The 19,009-nt window shown below is 67.8% G+C and carries 19 protein-coding genes and 1 pseudogene; 14 read left to right on the top strand and 6 right to left on the bottom strand.

All coding sequences use genetic code 11. The features are described from left to right. Positions 1–194: pseudogene (locus tag ACWD0A_RS33415) on the top strand (DUF6292 family protein); the annotation flags it as partial. Positions 195–208: 14 nt separating this feature from the next. Here the strand turns inward: ACWD0A_RS33415 and ACWD0A_RS33410 are convergent. After that, positions 209–1,228 carry a DinB/UmuC family translesion DNA polymerase gene (locus ACWD0A_RS33410; RefSeq protein WP_451304293.1) on the bottom strand — a complete coding sequence of 340 codons (1,020 nt, stop codon included), beginning with the start codon at positions 1,226–1,228 and terminating at the stop codon, positions 209–211. Between the two features lie 462 nt (positions 1,229–1,690). Beyond that, positions 1,691–4,774 (bottom strand): hypothetical protein, encoded by a 3,084-nt coding sequence (locus ACWD0A_RS33405; protein ID WP_451304291.1) that lies wholly within the window; start codon positions 4,772–4,774, stop codon positions 1,691–1,693. A 378-nt stretch (positions 4,775–5,152) separates the two neighbouring features. Between ACWD0A_RS33405 and ACWD0A_RS33400 the strand changes: the two genes are divergently transcribed. After that, on the top strand, positions 5,153–5,509 hold the full coding sequence (locus tag ACWD0A_RS33400; protein ID WP_451304289.1) for a hypothetical protein: 357 nt from the start codon (positions 5,153–5,155) through the stop codon (positions 5,507–5,509). An 854-nt stretch (positions 5,510–6,363) separates the two neighbouring features. On the opposite strand, the gene ACWD0A_RS33395 is transcribed toward ACWD0A_RS33400, so the two are convergent. Next, positions 6,364–6,567, bottom strand: a complete 204-nt coding sequence (locus ACWD0A_RS33395) for a hypothetical protein (RefSeq protein WP_386227958.1) — start codon at positions 6,565–6,567, stop codon at positions 6,364–6,366. 312 nt (positions 6,568–6,879) lie between these two features. Between ACWD0A_RS33395 and ACWD0A_RS33390 the strand changes: the two genes are divergently transcribed. The 4 genes from ACWD0A_RS33390 (at position 6,880) to ACWD0A_RS33375 (ending at position 8,711) form a co-directional block, all read left to right on the top strand. Beyond that, a complete protein-coding gene (locus tag ACWD0A_RS33390; protein ID WP_451304287.1) occupies positions 6,880–7,269 on the top strand; it encodes a WYL domain-containing protein in 390 nt (129 codons plus the stop codon). A 119-nt stretch (positions 7,270–7,388) separates the two neighbouring features. Further along, the gene (locus tag ACWD0A_RS33385) at positions 7,389–7,850 is read left to right on the top strand and encodes a hypothetical protein (RefSeq protein WP_451304285.1); all 462 of its coding nucleotides are present in this window, start codon (positions 7,389–7,391) and stop codon (positions 7,848–7,850) included. Between the two features lie 46 nt (positions 7,851–7,896). After that, the gene (locus ACWD0A_RS33380; RefSeq protein WP_451304283.1) at positions 7,897–8,100 is read left to right on the top strand and encodes a hypothetical protein; all 204 of its coding nucleotides are present in this window, start codon (positions 7,897–7,899) and stop codon (positions 8,098–8,100) included. 131 nt (positions 8,101–8,231) lie between these two features. Then, positions 8,232–8,711: an HIT domain-containing protein gene (locus ACWD0A_RS33375; RefSeq protein WP_451304281.1), complete on the top strand. Its 480-nt coding sequence runs from the start codon at positions 8,232–8,234 to the stop codon at positions 8,709–8,711. A gap of 94 nt (positions 8,712–8,805) precedes the next feature. Here ACWD0A_RS33375 and ACWD0A_RS33370 read toward each other — a convergent pair whose 3' ends face one another. Both ACWD0A_RS33370 and ACWD0A_RS33365 read right to left on the bottom strand, forming a co-directional pair. Then, positions 8,806–10,137: a zeta toxin family protein gene (locus ACWD0A_RS33370; protein WP_451304279.1), complete on the bottom strand. Its 1,332-nt coding sequence runs from the start codon at positions 10,135–10,137 to the stop codon at positions 8,806–8,808. After that, complete coding sequence (locus ACWD0A_RS33365) at positions 10,134–10,418, bottom strand: hypothetical protein (protein WP_451304277.1); 285 nt, start codon at positions 10,416–10,418, stop codon at positions 10,134–10,136. Before ACWD0A_RS33365 ends, ACWD0A_RS33370 begins: the two co-directional genes overlap by 4 nt. Before the next feature lie 137 nt (positions 10,419–10,555). On the opposite strand from ACWD0A_RS33365, the gene ACWD0A_RS33360 reads away from it, so the two are divergent. The 8 genes from ACWD0A_RS33360 (at position 10,556) to ACWD0A_RS33325 (ending at position 18,300) form a co-directional block, all read left to right on the top strand. Further along, on the top strand, positions 10,556–10,741 hold the full coding sequence (locus ACWD0A_RS33360; RefSeq protein ID WP_451304275.1) for a DUF397 domain-containing protein: 186 nt from the start codon (positions 10,556–10,558) through the stop codon (positions 10,739–10,741). Between the two features lie 651 nt (positions 10,742–11,392). Beyond that, positions 11,393–11,602 carry a hypothetical protein gene (locus tag ACWD0A_RS33355; RefSeq protein WP_451304273.1) on the top strand — a complete coding sequence of 70 codons (210 nt, stop codon included), beginning with the start codon at positions 11,393–11,395 and terminating at the stop codon, positions 11,600–11,602. A gap of 200 nt (positions 11,603–11,802) precedes the next feature. Beyond that, complete coding sequence (locus ACWD0A_RS33350; RefSeq protein ID WP_451304271.1) at positions 11,803–12,672, top strand: SUKH-4 family immunity protein; 870 nt, start codon at positions 11,803–11,805, stop codon at positions 12,670–12,672. Between the two features lie 21 nt (positions 12,673–12,693). Then, positions 12,694–14,481 (top strand): hypothetical protein, encoded by a 1,788-nt coding sequence (locus ACWD0A_RS33345; protein WP_451304269.1) that lies wholly within the window; start codon positions 12,694–12,696, stop codon positions 14,479–14,481. An 83-nt stretch (positions 14,482–14,564) separates the two neighbouring features. Then, the gene (locus ACWD0A_RS33340; RefSeq protein ID WP_451304267.1) at positions 14,565–16,127 is read left to right on the top strand and encodes a WXG100-like domain-containing protein; all 1,563 of its coding nucleotides are present in this window, start codon (positions 14,565–14,567) and stop codon (positions 16,125–16,127) included. Positions 16,128–16,151: 24 nt separating this feature from the next. After that, positions 16,152–16,703, top strand: coding sequence for an SUKH-4 family immunity protein (locus ACWD0A_RS33335; RefSeq protein ID WP_451304265.1), 552 nt, complete (start codon positions 16,152–16,154; stop codon positions 16,701–16,703). A gap of 269 nt (positions 16,704–16,972) precedes the next feature. Beyond that, positions 16,973–17,374, top strand: coding sequence for an SMI1/KNR4 family protein (locus tag ACWD0A_RS33330; protein WP_451304263.1), 402 nt, complete (start codon positions 16,973–16,975; stop codon positions 17,372–17,374). Positions 17,375–17,691: 317 nt separating this feature from the next. Then, positions 17,692–18,300 (top strand): hypothetical protein, encoded by a 609-nt coding sequence (locus ACWD0A_RS33325; RefSeq protein WP_451304261.1) that lies wholly within the window; start codon positions 17,692–17,694, stop codon positions 18,298–18,300. Between the two features lie 382 nt (positions 18,301–18,682). On the opposite strand, the gene ACWD0A_RS33320 is transcribed toward ACWD0A_RS33325, so the two are convergent. Continuing rightward, on the bottom strand, positions 18,683–19,009 hold a 327-nt coding region (locus tag ACWD0A_RS33320; RefSeq protein WP_451304259.1), incomplete at its 5' end, for a DNA/RNA non-specific endonuclease.

Below are 19,009 nucleotides of genomic sequence, written 5' to 3'. Positions count from 1 at the left end.
CGGCGCTGGTGTGGGACGAGCGGTACGGATGGCGCACAGCGACCAGCCGGCGCCACCCGATCGGCAAGGACACCGGCACGCCCCCGGAAGGCGAGGGCATCCGCTACCTCGGCAGTGGCACCCGGCCGGAGCCGGCCGAGCTGCTCGAGGCGCTTGCCGACGGCCGCAAGGGCTCCAAGCGCCCCAAGGTCTAACCCTGCTGAGAGGTTCAGCCGGCCTGCGGGTAGCTCGCCGCGGGGCCCACGGTGCCGGAGCCGAAGCGGGCGTTGAGCGCGTCGATGGCCTGCTCGGCGCGCAGCCGGTGCTCCCGGTCGGCGTCGAAGGAGAGCTGCTCGCTGGCCGCGGCCGCGTCCACGAGCTGATCGCAGCGCAAGGCGACCGCCCGCACCCGGGCACGCTGCAGCCCCAGGGCCCGATACATGTCGTACGCCACGTCACGCAAATCGTCGGTGTGCGCGGACGGCCCGCCGGGCAGCTGGCGGCTGCGGTGGATCTGGGTGCGGTCGGCGAAGGTCACCGTCATGGTCACGGCCTTCGCCGCCTGCCGGCGCGTTCGCAGCCGCTCGCCGAGCTCGACCGCCAGCGACAGCAGCGCGGAGCGCACCAGCTCCGGAGCCAGGGTGTCGGTGGGGAAGCGGCGCTGAGCGGCCGCGCTGTGCGGCAGCTCGGCCGGCACCACCCTGCGGCGGTCAACTCCGCGGGCACGCTCGCGCAGCAGCCGGCCCGCCTTCCCGCCCAGCACCCGCTGCACCGTCGACTCCGGCAGATTCGCCAGCAGCCCGATCGTGTGCACCCCGTACGTCGTCAGCGTCCGCTCCTGAGCGCTGCCGATGCCATGAAGCTCACCGACCGGCCGCGGGTGAAGGAACGCGGCTACCACCTCGGGGCTGGAGCCGACCGCACGCACACCGCCCCGCCCTGGCTCCCGGGACGCCATCGCCGCGACCGTCCAGTTCGGCCCCACCCCGATCGCCACGGGCAAGCCGTACAGCGCCAGCGCCCGCGCCCGGATCATCCGGGCCAGCTCTGCCGGATCGCGATCGAAGAACCGCACGCTGCCGGAGACGTCCGCCACAGCAGCGGACGGCGGCAAGGCCTGCACCACCGGCGTCACATCCGCCACCAGGCCGAGCAGCAGCCGGTACAGGTCAGGATCCACATCCCGCGGGCAGCGCAGATGGAGGATCGGCGAACCGGCCCTCACGGCCTGGTCGTGCTGCTCATCCATGGCGACACCTCCGACCCTCACGGATCGAACGCACATTGTTCGGGGCGCCCCGGCCAGGGCTTGCCCGCCTACTGTGGTCGGGTAGCCGGATCACGTTGCCGTGACCCGGCTACCCGACCACGCGCGTGACTGAGCACTGAAGATGGCGGATGTGCACTGAACCTTGCGGGTCGTGCATTCGAGTTGGCGGGGCAGGGTGCCTCAAGGAGTTGACCTGGGCGTTTTCTCTGGATGGTCGGGCGCAGGGGCAGGTGTGGCCCGGGCCGCCACGCATGCGAGCCTGCGGCTGCTGTGGCGCGGACCAGGCAGAACGGTTCAAGGCCCGGCCGGCCCGGGCCAGAGTGATGGCGTCCGGCGGCGGGGCCGTCGGCTGACCACCGTCGGGCTGTGCCCGTCGCCGACCGGCCGCAGGGCCGCCACCCGGAGGTGGGGCCCTGCGTCATGTCCGGTCCGGGCCGGGTGTCAGTTCACCACCCGCACGGAGTCGCAGCCCAGATAGGTGTACACCTGGCCGCCCGGGGCCCGGTACTTACCCTTCAGACAGGCGCGGGTCGAGTCGGGGGTCAGCCCCGATTCGCTGGGCTTGAAGTGCATAACGTTGTCGGTGTCGCCGTCGCGGGTGCGCTCGTCCAGCTCGTAGGAGTCACCGGGGTGGCCCCTGCCGTGGACCTCCCGGGCGCCGGCCGGGGTGGCGGTGTTGAACAGCAGCTCCCGCAGGCCCCAGTATGTCTGGGACACGTCGATCGCCGTCGCGTCGAAGGCCAGTGGCAGGCCGTACTCGCCAACCCGGGTGGTCAGCGCGGCCACGGTGGCGTCGGTGTTGAGGTTGACGGAGTTCGGGAAGCCGCCTGGCCGGACGTTGATCGCGACGGGCACCACGCAGTCGATCCGGAACGAGGTGGAGGCGGTGTTGTTGCTCGGGTCCGGGTCGACGTCCTCCGCGTTCTTCAGCGCCAGGCGGGAGTCCAGGTGTACCTGCTTCAGGCCCGGCGCGGTGCACGCGAGCCGCACCTCGTACGTGGCCTTCTGCGGCGTGCCCACGCGCAGCGCCGTCTGCTGAGCGGTCTGCGTCGCGGGTGTGACGGTGACGCCGGCGTCCGCGCCGGCCGTGGTGGTCAGCAGGGTGTCGATCGGGCTGGACGGGCCGGCGTTGGCGACGGTGACCTCCAGCGAGGCGGTGGCGGGCTCGCCGATGAGCACCTCCAGCGGGCTGGTGGCCCGGGCGTCGGTGATCCGTACGTCCGCCTTTGCGATGACCCTGGTGTCGGAGGTGGCGGTGTTGTCGGCCGGCCGCGCGTCCGGGCCGGCGAGGTTAGCCACCGTCGAGGTGGCGGTGACCGTCTTCGGGCCGCCGTTGCGGTAGACCAGGTCGGCCGGGACCTGGGCGCTGATCGTGTACTGGCGGTGCGCGCCCTGCGGCACCTCGCTGAGGTTGCAGGTGACCGTCCGGCCGGAGACCAGGCAGGGGCCGGTGGTGGTCGGGTCGGTGACGTCGGCGGGCAGCTCGGTGGTGATCTGCGTGGACGTGGAGGAGTTCGGACCGTTGTTGGTGACGCCGACCGTCCATGTCAGGCGCTCGCCGGCGGCGACCGGGTCGGGGGCGTCGGTGAGTGTCAGGGTGAGGTCGGTGGTGTTGCGGAGTCCGCGGATCCGCGCGGATTCCTCCGCCGTCGGGAGGGGCGGGTCCTCACTCACGGGCGGCGCGCCGCCGGCCACCGGGAAGCGGTTCGGCATGTAGGTCTGGACGCGGGCCCAGTCGTCGTGGCCCTGGAGCTTCTCGTCGGTGCTGGTGTTCTTGCAGTCGTCCGGGCCGGTCGCGTCGATGTTGACGATCTGCTTTGCATCGCCGTCGTCGCCGGGGCTCGTCGGGTTGTCGCCGTTCCAGTCGGGGTTCTGGTTCAGGGGGACGGTGCGCACGGCACCCGCGCCGTCCGAGAAGACGAACTGGTTCACGGTGTCGCGCGGGTCGAGCACCCGGTTCTCGCGGAGGTCGTCCTCCTTCAGCTCGGGCAGCACCGCCTGGGACCGGCCCGGCTCGGTCGGGCTGGGCGGCCGGCCGAACAGCGTGATGCGGGCGGGGGAGAAGTCGACGATCGTTCCGCCGCCCACGCGCGGGATGCCGTCCGGCATGGAGTAGCTCATGACGCTCACGTAATTGGGCTTGCAGTTGGGCTTCGCGTCCGTGCCCGCGTGGTGCAGCCCGAGGTTGTGGCCGAGCTCGTGCATCAGGGATCCGGCGTCGGTGCGGTAGAGGATGATGTCCGTACCGGCGCCGTAGCCTCCGCTGTTGCAGCCGGTGTCGGGGCCGGCGCCGTCGGTGTCGACGTCCTGGGTGGTGTAGAGGACGTAGTTGAACACCTTCTGGCGCAGCAGCTGGAAATTGCGCGCCTTCGTGTTGCGGTAGTCCGTGTCGAGGTTGCAGTTGGCCAGCGGGAATGCGATCGGGTTGCCGCCGCCCAGGTCGTCGCCGACGATGCAGTCCGGGTCCTGGTCGTCCGGCCTGCGGTCTGTGTCGTCGTCGATGCCGTTGTCGCAGGTGGCCGGCTTGAAGTCCTCGACGCCCAGTTCGCGGTCGTTGCAGTTCGGATCGGCACCGTCCACGCCGTCCTTGCCGTCGTTGTCCAGTCCGTCGGTGCAGGTGCCTTCCGGTGGGCCCTCCATGGCCGTCTTGTCGTGCAGGCCGCCGGAGTCGACGTGCAGGGTGATGCCGTCCGCGCCGTCCGGGTTTGACAGCGGGGCCGCCGCGAAGGCGTGCTCGACCGCCTGGATCGCCTCGTGGGACGGCTGGGAGCCGTCCGAGTAGTCGAGTTCGACGAAGATGTCCTTGTGCAGCGGGTCCGCCTGGAGGGCCGGCAGGTCGACGGCGATCGAGTTGTCCGGGTTGCGCACGCCGAAGCGCTCGTACCGGTCGGCGATGCCGTCCTGGTCGGCGTCGCTGTGCTTGCTGGTGGTGATGGTCACGCCGACCGCGGCGCGCTTACCGTCCCCGGCGTTGGGGAAGTTCGGGTCGCCGTCGCCGATGGCGCACACCTGGCCCTGCGGGTTCCCGGCGCGGTCGGTGCACGGCGGGTCCGGCGGGATGAACCCGTACGCGAGCGAGTCGCCGGTCCAGGTGTCGTTGAGGGCGTTGTACGTGAGGTTGAGGTCGATGTCCTGGTTCTGCGGGCTGATGTCCATCCGGTCGTCCGCGAAGTTCGTTCCGCCGTCCTCGTCCTTGATCTGGATGCCGACGGGGAACGTGGTCTGGCTGCCGGAGAGGGTGACCTGCTGCGTGAAGACCCACGGGTTGGGGATGGTGCTGGCGTGGAAGGCGTCGTCGGAGACGATCCGGCCCGTCTGGAGCGCGTTGTCCCCGATCTTCACCTCCGGATAGAACTCGCCCTCCTCGTCGATGCCGTCGTCCGGGACCTCGAAGCGCTCGAACCAGTCCAGGCTCACGGTGACGGTCATGGCCAGCGGTGGTGGGTCGGCGGCCGCGGCCGGGGCCGGTAGCCCAGGCATCAGCCACAGGCCGGGCAGGAGCAGGGCGGTCGCCGTCGCGGCCACGGCCAGGCGCCGTCCGAGACGAGTCCGGGCGGACCGCCGGGATGACGGCGGAGCGGCCGGTGGAGCGGCCGGGCCCGTGGAAGGTGGCGTGGAGGATGGTGGGGTGGAACTCGGCATTTCTGCCTCCCGTGTGGGTGTGAATCCCCTAATTGGCACACGAACCGGGCGAGTGCGGAGCAAGGGATCATTCGCTGACGCATCGTGTCAGCGGGTACGGCGCCCGTCCGCACATTGGACTTGGGTTCCGCCCGAAGGGACGAAGCCGAAACGTTTCCCGACCCGGCGCGAAGGCGCTGAGCCGGGGGTGAGCGTGAAGGCTCGACCATCAGCAAGCGGCCGCTGCAGGGGTCCCGTCGCCGGCCGCCGCGATCGTCTACCGTGAGGCCGCCCCTCGGCGGCGACGACTACGGCGTCGACGTGACCAGCTACCCGGCGGGCTGGTCGGTGGCCGCCGCCCCAGCCGCGATCACAATCGAAACCCCCACGCTCCTGCCTCTCCTCAACGACTCCGACCCCACCATCCGCATCGACGCCTCCTACGCCACCGCCGCCGACCCCGACCACACGGTCCGAACCGCCTTCGCCACCCGGCTCACCACGGAGCTGGACCCCATGGCCCGCGCCGCCCTGATTCTCGCCACCGCGGAGACGACTCGTGTCCACCCGCACCCGCCGACAACCGCGTGGATCCGCGAGCTGTGGCAGGACCGGAGGCTTGCCCAGCCCCCTGACTAGCAGCAACGCATCGGGTACGTACCGGTATGGGACGCCTCCACTGGCCCGCCATCGTCGACCGCGCCCAAGACCGCACACTCTCGGCGCCGCGACCCCCCCCGCTGGCCGGTCTTCGCGGGACGGTACGGCTTCGACGTCGACCGGCCCGTCCAGCGGGAGGTCGAAGCCCTCGAACCGGCCGAGCTCCAGCGCCTGGTCCTCGAAGCGGTGGAGTCCCATATCGACCGCTCCCAGCTCGCCCGGCAGCTCGCCGAAGAGCAGCGCCAGCGCCGGCAGCTGGCCGACTTCCTGCGCCAGTTCGACGGCTCGGGCGGTCTGTGAGGTCTGGGCAAGCCTGCCGGCGCGCCGCCGGAAGAGGGTTGCACCGACAGTTGTCTGCACAGTTGTCTGCACAGGCGGACCCAAAGTTGCGCCGGAGGTATTACCGGAGGTGTGAACCCCCCTTTCGTGATCTTGAATGTTTTCCCTGGTCAGACCCCCTGGGCAAGCCCATTTCCTACGCCGACACCTCTTTCTCCGCGATAGTCGGAGGAAGAGGCTTGCTGTTCTGACGGCCCGGCGCGGCCTGCTCGCTCCGTCGTCCCTCCTCTTGTCCCTCTTCGACTCCCGCATCGCGTCGGCGCCTCGTCCGCCGGCCCCGACTTCCCGGCTCCGCTCGTCCGCCGTGCCAGGCTCGCCAGCGTGCGGCGAGCCAAGCGGCATAACGGGCGCTCGTAGCGCTCTCCTGCCACACTGAATGCACCCCGCCGCCTCCCCCGTCGGCGGGGTTCTTGCGTATCTGGCCGCCGCTCATCCCGCGCTGCTGGCAGAACGCGAACGGCCCCGCCGGGGCGGGGCCGTTTCGTCGGGCCGACTCAGTGTGCGTCCCAGTCGATGCGGCGGCGCTGGGGGCGGGGCGGCTCGCTGCCGGTGCGCAGCGCCCGCTTGAGCGCCGCACGGTCCCGCTTGTGCGCCGCCCTCTGAAGCCACGTCCGGCTGCCGTCCTTCAGGAAGGGGGTCAGCCAGGGCCGCTCCTCGTACTGGAGGTGCGCGGGGCGGTCGTGGAAAGTACGGGCCATCTCGGGGGCTCCTGTCCGCTGTTGACTTGTTGAGGTGCGTGTTTCTCGGTCGCCGCCCGGCTGCCACTGCCTGGCGACTGAGACAACTATATCCACTACATGTCACGAGGTCAACAAGGTGGGCGCGTCGATATTGCGGCGGGGGAGGATGGCCCGAGGGGTGGTCGCCGGGGCGGGTGGGGCTTCCGGGAAAAGTTGAGATCGGGGTTGTGTTCGCTTCCCTTTGTGATGCATACGGGATATAGTTGTCTTGTTGGTCGGCGGTGGCAGTCGGCCAACACCGAAGACACACCACGTCGCTGGGAGATCCCGATGTTCAACACGATGAAGCGCACCGCCCGTCAGACCTCCACCCGCACCCTGGCCGACCTGATCCGCGCGATGGACGGCAAGCGGGCCGTGACCATCACCTACATCGACAGCGACGGCGAAGAGTCGGTGCGCACCATCGAGATCCACGACATCCGCACCACCAGCAAGGGCCGCATCATCGTCCGGGCCATGTGCCGGATGCGCGGCGAGATGCGCACCTTCCATCCCGAGCAGATCGTCTCCTACACGATCCACCGGATGCGCTTCGTGCTGGACGCCCCGACCGGCGAGACCCGCTTCACCCACGCTGCGCAGACCGAGGCAGAGCTGATCTCCCTGGAGATGGACCGCGATTACCCGGACCTGAAGCCGCTGGTGCTGGCCGCGTAGGCCGCGCGGGCCCGCCCCCCTGGGCGGGCCCACCGCCCCGGCCCACCCCTTCAGCACTGCGCGGCGGCGCGGAGCGCACCTCCCGCGCCGCCGCTCCCCGAACTCCCGGAGTCACGCGCATGTCCGTCCACGCCCCGGCGTCCCAGCTCGCCCCCGCCCGCACCGCTCCCGCGACACCTGCCACGTTCCACCCCAGGCGCCCCACCGTCCTGTCCTACGGGCTGGGCGCGGACAGTACGGCCATCCTGCTGATGTTCCTGGCCGATCCGGCCGCGCACGGCCTGGAGCCGGACCTGTCGGACCTGATCGTCGTTCACGCCATCACCGGTGATGAGTTCGTCGACTCACTCGACTACGTCAACCGCCTCGTCCTGCCGCTGCTACGGGCTCGCTCGGTGCGCCTGGTTCAGGTCTGCCGGGGCGGCAAGAGCGACACCGACGGCGTCCTGGTCCTCGACGACTCCCGCGCGCCGTGCCGCATCGGCATGCCCCGCTGGCGCGCCCGCCACGTTCTGGAAGCGGAAGCTGGCGCCCTGGCTCGCTGGGGCATCCACACCGGAGCGCAGCTGGCCATTGACTAGCGCCGTCGGCAAGAGCCTCTTGGCGCAGCTCGACTTCGGCGGTCGCATGGATCACCTCAGCCGGTACGAGCCCTTCGCCCTGACCGGCAGAACCATTACCGACCCCCAGCAGCTCTTCGCCGCACTGGACGGACACGGGTCCCAGCCCTGCCAGTTCGATCTGCTCGAATACTCCATGGGCGAAGTCTGCGCCGCCGTACCCCTCTCACTGCCTAGGGCCGCCGAATCAGCCCCCACACCGGCGGCCTGATGGCCTGTGACCATGCCGGTCTGTCCTTCGGCCAGGTCACTGAGACGTCCAAGGATCTTCAACATGCCTGTCAGCCTATGAGCTCACAACCGCGCGGTCGGCACCATTAACGGCCTGATAGGCATGAAGACATGACACATTGGAAAGACGACCGCATCGGCTCCGCCGAGCGGGGCGAGAACCCCACCGTCCTGGCCCGCATGCGTACTGGCTGGGCCGTGATCGGCGATACCCAGCACCTCCAGGGCTACTGCTTGCTGCTGTACGCGGGCAAAGCCAACCATCTGACCGATCTACCTCGCGACGAGCGAGCCCTCTTCCTGCTCGACCTCTCACTGCTCGGGGAGGCCGTCGAGCAAGCGTGCCGCAAGCACGACACGGGATATCGGCGCCTGAACTATGAAGTGCTGGGCAACTCCTGGGAGCACCTCCATGGCCATATCCACCCGCGCTACCACTGGGAACCGGAGGAGTTCCGGCACGGCCCGGTATGGCGCTACGGGCCTCAGCGGCTGGCCCCTGAGCACGTTCTCGGGCCACGACACGACGCACTGCGGAACGACATCGTGCAAGCACTGAAGGACATCCTCGCCGAGAGCTCCGGCCCTTGACGCCCATCTGGACGCCAGGGTTGGCCCTGTTGGTTCTAACAGGGCCAACCCTGTCTCCGGCCGACGGAGGCTTAACGCCGGCTTCCGATGTTCCTCAACCGTCTAGCCCTTGCCGTGGGCCCTGACGTTCGGGGCCGCCACGACGCGGTCCTTCGACGCGTGAGGCTGTCTTGGGCGGCTGCTGGGCCGCTGCGATCTTCTGGACATGCCGCCGGGCGCGATCTTCGTGTCGGCGTTGCTCGGGGCTCAGGCTGGCGCGGCGTTGCGTCTCCTGACCAATAGCCTCCACAAGCTCCTTCGCACTCGTGGTGCGGCGGCCCAGTTCGAAGTTGGTGATGACGGTGCCCCAGCGTTCCTGATGCATGCGGTCACGGGCGTGGCGGACTTCTTGGGGCGGTGTCCCGGAAGCTTCGAGTTCTTCGATACGGGCCGCGTTGGCCCCGCCCCGGTGTTGCTCGAGAAGGTGCTTGCCTCGGCCTTCTGCGGCCTCAAGTTCGCGCTCCGCCTGCCGCAGCAGCCGTTCGGATTCAGTGCGGCGTGCTGCCAGCTGTGCGTCGTCGTGCACGGCGAGCGGGGTGATGACGGGGATGGCCCGGCGGTCAATGCTGTCGAGCAGCGGTGCCCACTCGGCGCTCATCTCGACCCGCAGCTGCCCCTGTGTCCGGAGAAACTGAGCGCTCTCTTCCCCGGACCAGGGCCGGTTGCGCTCGGCCTCGATGAACTGGCGCGTCGCGCCGCCGAGCATCCAGGTGCCGGAGGAATCAAGCTGATTGGAATAGACGAGCGTGCCGTCGCGGCGGGCCACGTACACCGTGTCGGCTGCAGCGAGGGTGTCGATCCGGTCGGCTGTGTCCAGGACGCCGGCGTAGGCGGCATCGTGCCACTGAGGGGGGACGCAGCGGCCGTAGCCGATCTCCTGCCGGGCTCGGTGGTACCGAGCGACGACGCCCTGCAGGCTCTGTGCCTCGTGCGTGGCCACGAAGGCCACGCCCACCTCGCCGTAGTCGGCCTTCCGGAAATCTGCAAACCGGGCAAGTGCCCAGTCCGGGCCGGCAAGCGGAGCGCTGATCACCATATTCAGATGCTGTGCACGCAGCAGTCTGGCCGCACGGGTCCACCAGCGGCCCTTGAGGTCCTCGGAGACCAGGAAGGCCGCGGTGAGGTCGTTATCCCGGCTCAGTGCCGCGTGGCTGGGATGGAAGCTGAGCAGATCGTCGCCGTCGAGCGGAAAGGCTTCCGGTCTCCCAAGGCGCTGGAGCAACTTGGTCTGAACAGTGGACTTACCCGCACCTGGTGGGCCTGCCACGAAGAGGACCGTGGGACTTTCACGCGGTGTGCCGGTGAGAGTGGGACGGACCAGCTGGTTGAACAACTTGGCGTTGTCCCGATCCGGCATGGGGGCCGGGTACAGAGGTGCGTCGCTCATGCCGACTCGCCCCTCAGCCGACGCAGCAGTCCGGGGTAGTCCCCGCGTATGCGCGCCACGGCCTCGTGGTCCGTCGCTGTCAGCTGGCGGCGCTCGGTGACGTACCTCCGCTGCTCGCCCAGCAGCTGCTCTGTCTCTTCTGTGGATGTGGCCGCTGAGATACGACCGCTGTACGCGGCAATGACGGCGCTGAGCAGCTCTCGCGCCGTGCTGAACTCGATGGCCTGCTCGGCTGTCCAGCTGTCGGAGCTGCCGAGGTTGCTGAGCGATGGATCGTTCATCGGATCCCCCTCCGGTCGTTTTCTGTCGTTGGGCGCGGTACAACCGCACGAGTTGTTGTGGGGTGTTCGCGTGGATCGGACTCCTGATGTCGTCAGACTGGGACGGAAGCCCGCACGCGCCAAGGAGGACCCGCGAGATGCAACCGATCACCCCATGGCACAAGAGCTCCTACAGCCTCAATGAGGACAACTTCTGCGTGGAAACGGCTCAGTTCCCAGGTGACCGCACGGGTGTCCGTGACTCCAAGGTCACCTGCGGCCCTGTGCTGCTCATGCCGACCGCACGGTGGACTGTGTTCGTCCAACACATCAAGAACGCCTGACCCCACGGAAAGGCCGCCCAGGGCCCGCCAGCAGTGCGAGGCGATGCGGGAGCTCGAACTCCCGGTGCGGAGGCCGCGAGGCCGGAGTCTGCAGCTGGCACACCGCAGGGAGATCACCACCGCCTGGCCGTCGCCGCCCTGCGCCGGAGAGCTGAGTTGGAAGTGTTGGTTCTAACAGGGCCAACCCCTGGCTACCAGCAGCGGCCGGAGTGCTCGGTCATCGTCTCCTCCATCGGTCGGAGAGGGGCGGGGCGCGGACAGGAGCGGTCGGTACCTCGGTGGCCCGCCGGAGGCCAGCGTCGAGCGCCGGGATGTCGGTCGCCGGCGCGGTCTCATCTGTTTGCGCCGATGAGCGTCAGGCGGACATCTCCCCGGCTCCTGAGTCGTCTGTGGTTGTCTCTTCACACCTGGCGGAGCGACATTAGACCCGTTGGACCCGGCCGAGCTGCGTGCATCGCTCTCCCTCTGACTGCCCACCGCTACCCCACAGCTCTTGGAGACAGCCCACACCCTCAGCCAACACTCCGCCGGCATCCTCCTGGCCCTACTCCTCGCCGGCCAAGGACCCTGAATCCGGCGGCCTGCCGAGTCCCGCCTCCACGATCGGTCGTCGCTGGCTGCGGTCGAACTGTCACCTGCGACGATTCGACCGTGAGCTACGACCTTGCTGTGTGGGACGGTAAGCCCCCACTCGACAACCACCAAGCGGGCTTTGTCTACGACGAGCTCTATCAGCGCTTCCTTGAGTCGGACGACGTCGTCATGCCCCCGGCACCGCGCATCGTGGCTTATGTCGAAGCGCTCGTGGATCGATACCCCGTAGGCGGCGTCGGCGCTGCATTGCTGTGTGGTCAGGGTTAACGAAGCCGGTCTCGATCGAAGGTGTGGAGGCAGGGCGCCGGCGTGGACACAGGGCATTCCGGCAGAACCCGTGGGCCAGCCGTCCGCGCGTGGCCTTGTCACCGGGGGTGAATACTGTAGGGGGCGCATGGGGGAAGGCGAGGACGAGCTGCCGATCCGCCCGAGTCTTGTGAGATCACCGCCGAGGAGCATACGTAGTCATGACCGACCCGATCGCTGCGCATTTCGGTGCTGGCGGCGTCCGACGATTCCCCGCCGTATCGCTCCACGGTGCTCCTGTGCCTGACGATGTGGTCCGCACGCTCCGGGACCGGGGCGTTCCGGTCGCTGTCGCGCCCTACTTTCGCGCGGCGGCAACCAGCGAGGCCGCCCAGCTCGGGGCTTATGCCTCTCAGCAGGGGCACCAGGCGCCGCCCGGTGCGCTCAGCCGCTGGCTGCGTCTGGGCACAGATGGAGGCGCTGAGCTGTGCGTAAGGCCGGATGGAGCCGTCCAGGCCGTCTTCTTGCCCGAGGTAGTCCCGGACATGTACGTCAGCGCAAGCGTGGAACTGTTCAACGAGGCGCTTGTACTGCTCGACCGCGACCTGCCCCGCCTCGCCGCCGCAGACGGCCTTGAGGACGCACTTCCTGTCCTCCATGGCCTCATGACAGGACTCAAAGACCTCGATCCCCTGGCCTTCGTCGAACGGGAAAGCTGGTGGCCACGAGTCCTGGACGACGTACGGCACACGCTGAACTTCCCGTTCTCGGCTTCCTTCGAGTTCAAGCTGCCGGACGGCCGCAAGGAGATTGTCACCGACAGCACAGGTCCCGGCAGACTCCATCCCGAAGAGCGCATCTGGCAGCGCCTGTCGTCGTCGGGGGTGCGGCCGGAAGACGTTAGCCGGGTGTACTGCGAACTCGAACCCTGCCTCATGCCGGGTCACTACTGCGCGCATTGGATGCAACGGCTCTTTCCCAACGCCCAGTTCACGCACAGTTTCGACTACGGCGTGACAGCAGAATCGAGAGAGGAAGGGCTGAAGGAGGCGATCGTCTACGCTGCTCAGCAGGCTCGCCGACACCAGTAGCCGCGGACGGGGGGAAGTGCAGTGTCCGACACAAAAGGTCTGCGCCTGCGCAAGCCGGGCGCCGGCAGGGAACCCGCAGCGTCGGCGCTGCTCGGATGGCTCGCCGACGCGCATGCCCCCCGGCTGTGCGTGCTGACCGGGCCCTCGAACGCAGGTAAGTCCCACCTGCTGGCATGGCTCGTCGAGCACGGAGACACACCCTCTGAGGACACCAGTGACCGGCGCGTCCACGCGGTGGCCCCGCTGGCCGACGTAGGCCTCCGCGGCGCGACCTGGCTCCTGGCAGACCATCTGAGGCTGGCGGCACGGGCCCCCAGCGAACTGTGCACGGCCGTAGCCACGGACAAGCGGCGCACCGTTCTCATCCTGTGCGACCTGCACCACTCTCGCGCACCCGACGCCATCGTCGACCAGCTGATCAGGCCATTCCTGCAGAGCAGCCACGTGAAGCTGGTCGTCGAGTCCCGCACCGGAGCACCGTGCACCGAGCAACTGCTGGGCCAAGCTCAGCAGTCGGCGGTCATGGACCTCAGCCAGCCCCGCTGGACCGACCACGACAGCTTCCGCCAGTGGGCCCTGGCAATCAATCCCGCTGCCGAGCCCGAGCGCCTCTACCCGCTGCCCGGCTTGCTCGTACAACCCGAGCAGAAGCCAGCCACCCCGCCCGACGACGACACGCTGTCCTTCACCGCCGAGTCCGTCGTCCGAGCCGACCCTCACGCCGTCACCGCGTGGCTGGACCAACAGCCCATCTCCGCGGAACGAGCAAGTGACCTCGGGCGCGCCTGGCTCCGCGCAGGCCAGTCCCTGTGCGCCGCCGACACGACCTCGACCCGTGCGCTGACGCTGCTCGCAGCACTCGACAGCAACACTGCAGCCGACGTCCGCCGCGCCCTGCACGACATGGCGCAACCCGAGCCGTGGCGTGTCGCACACACCTCCACCCGGGAGGGCACAAGCTCAGGCTGGCCCGGCCCGGTCACCGCGCTCTGCGCCGGCGCAGCCCGGCACGCAGGGCAGGTGCTGTGCGCCGGCCACCTCGGCGATGTGCGACTTCTCGACCATGCCAGCAGCACGATCACCGGCCGCCTGACGACGAGCCATAATCGCCCGCCCACAGCCATTTTCTGCCTCGCTGACGGAACGGTCGCCGCTGTCGACGACTTCGGCGAGGTCAGCCTCGTCGGGGAGGCGCCGCGGAACAGAGAAGGACTGCAAGCCCTACTGGAACCTGACACAGACCTCTGGACACAACTGCGCCGAGCGGCACTGACCCTCCCGGAGCGCATAGCCGCAGCCACCCTCACCACCGCCGCGTCACTACCAGACGGTGCAGCCTTCGGCGACAACAGCGGCCACGTCCACGTCCTGTCCTTGAAGGGAGACAACGTCGAACTGACCTCCCGCATGCTCCACGACGGGCCGGTGACAGCTCTTACGGGACTCGCGCTCGAAGGAGCCGGCCCAACGCTCCTCTACTCCGGCGGAGTCGACGGCCGCGTCCGGGTGTGGAGTCCAGACGCGCCACCGATGCCCGAACCGCTGTTCCACCGGCCGAGCCCCGTCGTCGATCTCAGCGCGAGCACCAGCGAAGGGCATGCGGCAGAGCTTGCTGTGGCATGGGCCGACGGTTTGGTCCAGTACGTGGACCTGGACAGCGGAGTCACCCTGCCCTTCCGCCCCGGCCCACCAGTCCGGGCCGTCTGCTGCGTCCGTACCAGCGCGGGTGAGCCCCGCATCGTGATCGGCATGGACGACTGCGTCACGACACTCATTCCGCACCCCCGACCCGCCCACAACGACCGATAACGGCAGGTCACTTCACGCATGGTCCCCTCTAGAGTGGATCACAGCTGAAGACCAGGCCGAGCTGAGCACGGGGGTGTGACGGGGTGGGCATACAGCTGCCTGAAGACCTGCGCGACATCATGGAGATGGTCGGCGTCGACTGGCCCGACATCGACGAGGACGACCTCAAGGACACAGCCCGCGAGTACCGCGAGTTCGCTGAGGAACTACGCGATACCATCCGCGACGCCAACAAGGCTTGCAGCAACATTCTGGCCGGCCGCAGCAAAGGCATGGCGGTGGACGCCTTCAGACAGCGCTGGGGCAAGGTCTCCGGTCAGGACATGAAGCACCTCGCCGACGCCATGGACGTGCTGGCCAGCGCGATGGACACCGGTGCCGGCTACGTCACCACCTGCAAGGTTGCTGTCATCGCCGACCTCAGTACTGCGGCCGCCGCCGTCGCAGGAGGCCTCATCGGCGCCATCTTCACCGGCGGTCTCTCCGCTCTACTGGGAGCCGGAGCAGCCCTCGCCCTGAAGATCGCTGTCCGGGAAGCCATCGACCTACTCGTCTCCCAACTCATCGATCTCGCCGTCGAAAAGATCGAAGGCGAGGTCCTCTCGAAACTCGAGGGGCTGTTCGACGACACGACCTCCTCCGGGGGGCACGACAAGAACGGCGCGCTCCTGCCGGAAGGACTTGACTCAGTCGGACAGGATCTCTGGATCGAGTTTGCCGAGTTCGTCGACGCCATCGACCAACTCGGCCGAGAACAAGGAAGACTCCAGGACAAGAAGAAGAACTTCGGCGACAAACGAGCGAAGCGCAGCCTCGTCACAAAGAAGGACGACCGCTTCGCCAAATTCGGTGCCGCCATCGACAAGGCCGAGGACAAGGTCGAGTCCACCGCGCACAAGATGCACAAGGAGATCGAAAAGAACGTCGACGGCCTCGACAAGACCAAGCGAAGCAACGGCGACATCGACAAAGGTGTCAAAGACAAGGTCGACGGCTGCAGTCCCGGCAAGAAAGACGGCGACGGCAAAGACGTCCCCATGTACCTCCTGTCCAAAGACGGCACAGTCCAGCAACTGCTTCCCGATGGAACGCTGAAGCCTGTCGACAAGAACGACACGTCAGGAATTCACGACCTCCTCGAGTCCAACGGCAAAGCATGGCGACCAGAAAGCAGAGCCGAAAAAAGAGATGTCGGCGTTCAGGACGACGAAACCAAAGTGGTCAAATCGAGCCGCGTCGACCCGTACAAGGACCCGCTGGGCCAGGCAACGCAACTCGCCCGCTACGCCAACAACGACTACGAGACCAAGCACAACTACGCCGCAGGGCGATACATCGACCCCTCTGACAAGAATAAGGAACTCATCCTCATCGGCCGAAGCGACCGAGGTATGCACTCGGAACGCGTCATAGGCTACTCTCTCATCCGTAAAGGAAAGCAAGACGGGCTTGACGAAGTATTCACCGAACGGGCGCCATGCCAAAAACGCAACAGCCGCTGCGACGCATGGCTTGCCAAACACTTCGGTGAAGACACCAAAGTCACCGAGGCCGTGCCCTATGATCAACTCAATGGAAAGCGAGAGGAAGGGAATGCGCAACACGAAGCTTACGTGAATGCATTGAAGAAGGCGCACGGCCGCTAACGTCAAGCACGAGTAAGGTCACCCATGAGTTACTCCGTCAGTTCAGACGAGATCATCCGCCTGTTCGGAATCCAAGGAATCGTCCTGTTCCCCCAAGAAGCGCAACACAACCCCGCCGAACTGTCACGCTCGATGCGCATTCTTCATGAAGTGGGACTCCCGCACGACGACCTCTTCCTGTCACGCATGGACGTCACGAACCCCGGCCAGGATTCAATGTACCTCGGCGAGTTCCTCGAACCCACTGGACGTACTTACCCCACCGAGGCGCAAAAATGGCTCGTCCTCGGCTACTTCAACGACTCAACCCTGGCCCTCGACCCCGACACCGAGAACATCTACGCCTTCCCGGAAGGCACTTCCCGGCATCTGCTCATGCACCGCGACGTCGAGTCCCTGATCTACAGCCTCTGTGCCCTGCAGGCTTACCACGCTGAGCGTGACTCCGCCGATGACGAGGAGGCGCTCGCACAGCAAACACGCTCCAAGATCGAGCAGTTCGACAGCACCCCCTTCGAGGACCCCATCTCGGAATGGAACATCATCTTCGAAGAAATCCTAGAGGGAACCTGGTAGTCCTCGGTTCGTAACAGCGAACTCCAGGGATGATCCATCCACGCTGGATGCTGTCACTACGCGTGCGGGTGCTGGATGGGAATGCCAGGATGGGCGAGTGCGCGACCGAGGTCGGCTGCTGGAGAGCGCGCGCGACGCCAAGGGTACGACCACCTACCTCCGCGCCCCACTATTGGCCGCCCGAGCCGGATGGCGACGCCGGTCGTACGGCAGTCCTGCTCACCGCAGCCACCGCCAGCAGGCACGACAGGCCTTGATAGAACGGCCTCATGAGTTCGAACGACGACCAGATCGCGCAGGCTGAGCGCCGCTTCAAAGTCCGATTTCCCGAGGACTACCGACACTTCCTGGCCACAGAAGGGAGCATCGCCCGGTTCGTTCCTCCTGCGGACGACTTCCTGATGATCAATGCCATTGCGGAGCTCATCGAAGTCAATGAGGCTGGCGACTTCCAGGAACGTTTCCCTGGGAGCATCGTCATCGGCGGGGACGGAAGCCGCGAAATGCTCACCTACGACTTTCGGCAGGAACCTCCGCCTCTGGTCCTGCTCGACGTCTCCGCTCAGGACTGGTCGTCGGCCATCCACCAGGCAACTTCGTTCTCTGCACTGCTCGAGCAGTTCCCCGAAACCGGATGGAAGTGGGACGAATCTGAGCCCTCGCCTTTCTGACGGGCCTCGTCACGGAGTGTGCGCCCTCGTAGCGCAGTGCTTGCCGGGCTCCGGCGCTACGCCCGTTCGTGGTGACCCGTCGCAGGCTGCGCCAGCGCCTGCCCGGTTGCCGGCGAGGCTGGGAATCACTTGCTCCCATGGGACGCTTCCTGTTCACCGGCTGCCTGGTGCTCGCCACCGGTCTCCTGCACCGATGACCGCTGCCCCGTCGCGCATCTTGCAGGTCTGCCGCTGCCGTCCAACAGAACAAGGGGTTGGACCCTGGCTGACGGAGCAGCGCCCGTGTCTGGCTGCTGCGGTGCAAGCATGGCGCCGTCGTGGAGGCTCGGGACGGGGAGGCCCAGTTCATGTGGGTGGCGGAGGAGTTCGAGGAGCAGCACGTCGGGTATGCGGGCGCGGTGCTGGCCGACGGCAGTGAGCCGCGCCTGGTGTATCTGGATCTGGGCAGCGGGGCGTCGATGCAGAGCACCCGTGAGTGGTGGGCCTACACCGGCCGCTTTGGGCGGCCGAAGGCGGCCGGCTTCCGCGGCGCGTGCGCCTGCGGCTGGCGCGGCCCCGACTATCCGATCGACTGGGACCGTCTCGGCGACGAGGACGACCTGGACGATGCGGACCTGTCGGGCCCCTACCGGGACTGGGCCGCCCACATCGACGCCGTCGAACAGCAGACGGTGCCGCTGCCCGCGGACGTCACCGACCTGATCGACCTTCTCCACACCCGCCTGGGCATGCTCGCTGACGACCACCCCGCCGCGGCCCTGCGCGCCGTAGCCGCACTCGAGCGCTTGGCCCGCAACGCCGGCCGCACTGCCGCGTACCGGATCGACCCGAGCGCAGATCACTGGGCGGACGAGCTCGCCCGCCATCTCGGCACCACCCCGGACCGTGCCCGGTCCCGGGTCCAGCGGCACCTTCTCGGTCCCTGACCCGGGCGGCGCGTGGTCATCCGCGGGGCCGCCGCGTTGGCCCAGTAGGCCGGAACGGATTCCTCGACTCGAGAGTTTCACCATCCACCGCAACGGCCAGACGGCCACCGTCGACCTGGACCCTGACTACCTCGATCCGTCCGGTGGCGGCGTTCCGGACGTCGCCCTCGCTGCCTGACGACGCCCCCTGCGCCCCGGTGCGCTCCGCGCCGTGCCGGGGCGCAGCTGTCTCCCCGTGCCGCCGCCCACAGCCGGCCGCTCACGGCCCCCTGGCGACGGCACGTCGATGCGCCGTCGGGTGCGCGACGGTACCGGGGCGGCTGCTTGCCGCGCGTGCCCGGCCGCGTCCTGTTCGCTGCCTCGGGCACGGTTCGAGGTCTGGCTAGTGCCACTGAATGTCGGCGAGGCTGTCCAGTGGCTCTCGCTCTGCCAGTGTTTCGGGCACGACGAGTGTGTCTGCCTTGCGCAGGGGGGCGGGGAAGCGGAGGTGGCCGCGTTCTTCGATCTCGCTCAGGCTGACCTGGAAGACGCGGAACTCGTCGAGCTCCAGGGCTTCGAGCTGGTTGAGGTTCTGTGTGAGCAGGAAGCCTTTGGCCTTGAGTTCACCGTTTTCTGAGAATGCGATGACTTTCCAGTACTCGCGGGGGATCTGGACGTCGCGGAAGAAGCGGTCGTCCTCTTGGAAGACCGGACCGCCGAACGCGCTCAC

It is taken from the genome of Streptomyces sp. NPDC002867 (assembly GCF_053591895.1).
The sequence above is the reverse complement of the archived record's forward strand: the minus strand, read 5'-3'. Positions and strand labels throughout refer to the sequence as shown.